Below are 2750 nucleotides of genomic sequence, written 5' to 3' on the forward strand. Positions count from 1 at the left end.
ATGAAGGAGTTCGTGACGGCGTTGACCGCCATGCGCGTTCCGAGAATCCCGACGACGACCGCTATCGCGAGTTTTCCCGAGACGAGCGTCAGTGCGATGGGAGCGACGACGCCGATGGCGGTGACGACGAGGAGGACGGGTTTGATGCCCAGTCTGTCGGCGGCGCTGCCCGCGATGATTTGGGATATCGCGCCGGTGACGAACATGAACCCGAACAGCAGGGCGGCGGTTCCCTGACTCAGCCCCTTCGTCTGGAGATACGTCGGGAGGAACGCGGTGATTCCCTGATAGGCGAAGAGCAGAATCGCCACCGAGAGGGTCGCGAGCAGGATGGAGCGGTCCGAGAGCGTCCCGACGAGTTCGCCGAACTCCGGTAGCGTGGAAGACGAGGCCGTGTCGGATTCACCGCCGTCGGAGACGGCGTCGGTCTCCGACGGGTCGTCGCTCGAACGGTCGTCCTCGGAGGGACGTTCGGGGACGACGTTCCACGCCATCACCGCCATGACGAAGAACGGGACCGCCAACCCGGCGAGGATGGCCCGCCAACCGATGCTGGAGACGACGGCCGCCGCGATGTTCGGGAGGAACGCGGACCCGAGGCTACCGATGGCCAACGTGATGCCGAACGCCGCGCCCGCGTTCCGCGTGAATGTCCGCGAGAGGACCGTCCCCCGACTCGGGCCGTAGAGGCCGGACGTGAGTCCGTAGGCCGCGCTGCCGAGGAAGAAGACGCCGAAAGCCGGTGCGAATCCGAGGAGGAGCATGCTGAACCCGGATAGACCGAGGCTTGCGGTCAACAGTCGTCGCTCCCCGAGACGGTTGACCAACACCCCCGCCGGGAACTGCATCAAGGCGTAACCGATCCAGAGGGCGGTGATGGCGAGTCCGGCGAGCGAGTCGGAGATGTGGAGATTCGATTCGATCTGGGGCAACAGCGTCGGGAGGATGAACCGCATACCGAGCGTGAACGCCCACCCGATTGCGACGGTGACGAGCAGCCAGCCCCGGCCGTCACCCCGGAGGCCGCGAACCGTCTCCCGTAACTGTCGAGATAGCGAACGATAGCGAGCGGACATCTGGTAGTTCGAGGATGGTTCGGCGGCCGGTTAAATGGGCGGATGTCACCCAATCTTCACCGGTATTCCGCCGTCACGACGATGCCCGGCCCCCCTCGCCGGAGCGGTTTTGTCGATAGGGATCGTCATCGCTCGGACGATGGGGACGATGGAAACGGAATCGGAACCGGTTCGGGGACTCGTGGACGTGGACGTACAACCGCTGTCGGCGTTGCATGAGCGCGTGGGGGAGCGCGTCGAACTCACGGTCGGCGGCGACCCCGACGAGGACTCGCTCGTCGACGAATTGGCCGACGTGGACGTGGTGTTCACGACCTCTCGCCTGCCGATTTCGCGGCGAGTTCTCGAAGCGACGGACCTCTCGGTGGTCGCCAAGTTCGGCACCGGCCTCGACAACGTCGATGTCGAAGCCGCGAACGACCACGGAATCCCGGTGACGTACACGCCCGGACTCAACGCGCTCTCCGTGGCTGAACACGCACTCGGCCTCCTGCTGGCGACGTTCCGACGAACGGTTCACGCCCAGCGCGTCCTCGAATCAGGCGGCTGGCGAGACGAAACGCCCATCGGTCGGCAACTCTCGGGGAAGACGGTCGGAATCGTCGGCTACGGTCGAATCGGCCAACGGTTCGCCACGCTGCTCGACGGGTTCCACGCCGAGACGCTCGCGTTCGATCCGTACATCGGTGAGGAGGACGCGGAACTGACGGGCACGGAGATGACGACGCTCGATTCCCTGTTGGAACGGAGCGACGCCGTCGTGGTCACCACCGAGTTGACCGACGAGACGCGCGGCATGCTCGACGAAGCGGCGTTCGCCGCGATGAAACCGTCGGCCGTCGTCGTCAACGTCGCACGGGGGGCAGTCATCGACCAATCGGCACTCATCGGGGCACTCCGCGACGGAACCATCGCCGGTGCCGGACTCGACGTGTTCGAGTCGGAGCCGCTGGCTCCCGATTCGCCGCTCCACGGGTTCGAAACGGTCACGCTGACGCCGCACATCGCGGCGCGAACCGAGGAGGCGAGCGTGGCCTGCATCGACCGTTTGGCGACGAACGCGCTCGCCCTGCTCGACGGGCGGACGGTTCCCGACCGCTATCTGGCGACGGGCACCGACCTGCGATAGTCAGACCGACAGGTCGGCCCCTCGCAATCGACGGGCGTTGATGGCGACGATGACCGTGCTCGCGGACATGGGCACGGCACCGACGGCGGGCGAGAGCAGGATACCCAGCGGCGCGAGGACGCCCGCCGCGAGCGGGAGCGCGAAGACGTTGTACCCCGTCGCCCAGACGAGGTTCTCCTGCATCTTCCGGTAACTCGCACGGCTGAGGCGGATCAACTTCACCACGTCGAGCGGATCGTTCTCCACGAGAACGATGTCGGCGGATTCGATGGCGACGTCGGTGCCGCTCCCGATGGCGATTCCGACGTCCGCGCGCGTCAAGGCCGGGGCGTCGTTCACGCCGTCGCCGACCATCGCCACGCGTTTGCCTCCCGCCGTGAGTTCCGTGACTCGCTCGTCCTTCTCCTCCGGCAGCACCTCGGCGAAGTAGGTGTCGATACCCAGTTCGTCGGCCACGGAACGGGCGACGGCCTCGCTGTCGCCCGTCAGCATGGCGACTTCGATTCCCATCCCGTGGAGCGCATCGACGGTCCGCTTGCTCGCCT

General features: G+C 66.3%; 3 protein-coding genes. 1 reads left to right on the forward strand and 2 read right to left on the reverse strand.

Annotated elements, in window-relative coordinates; translation table 11 throughout:
• A partial coding sequence (locus WBV42_RS00275) for an MFS transporter (RefSeq protein WP_423984269.1) occupies nt 1–1076 on the reverse strand: 1076 nt, incomplete at its 3' end.
• Nucleotides 1077–1224: 148 nt separating this feature from the next.
• On the opposite strand from WBV42_RS00275, the gene WBV42_RS00280 reads away from it, so the two are divergent.
• Nucleotides 1225–2205: a hydroxyacid dehydrogenase gene (locus WBV42_RS00280; RefSeq protein WP_423984270.1), complete on the forward strand. Its 981-nt coding sequence runs from the start codon at nt 1225–1227 to the stop codon at nt 2203–2205.
• On the opposite strand, the gene WBV42_RS00285 is transcribed toward WBV42_RS00280, so the two are convergent.
• The coding region (locus tag WBV42_RS00285; RefSeq protein WP_423984271.1) for an HAD-IC family P-type ATPase at nt 2206–2750 on the reverse strand (545 nt) is incomplete at its 5' end.

This window comes from Haladaptatus sp. (genome assembly GCF_049589095.1).
Lineage (GTDB): Archaea > Halobacteriota > Halobacteria > Halobacteriales > Haladaptataceae > Haladaptatus.

Excerpts from the sequence above, each read along its gene's own strand:
- WBV42_RS00280 (WP_423984270.1), top strand. The coding sequence starts at position 1,225 with ATGGAAACGGAATCGGAACCGGTTCGGGGACTCGTGGACGTGGACGTA.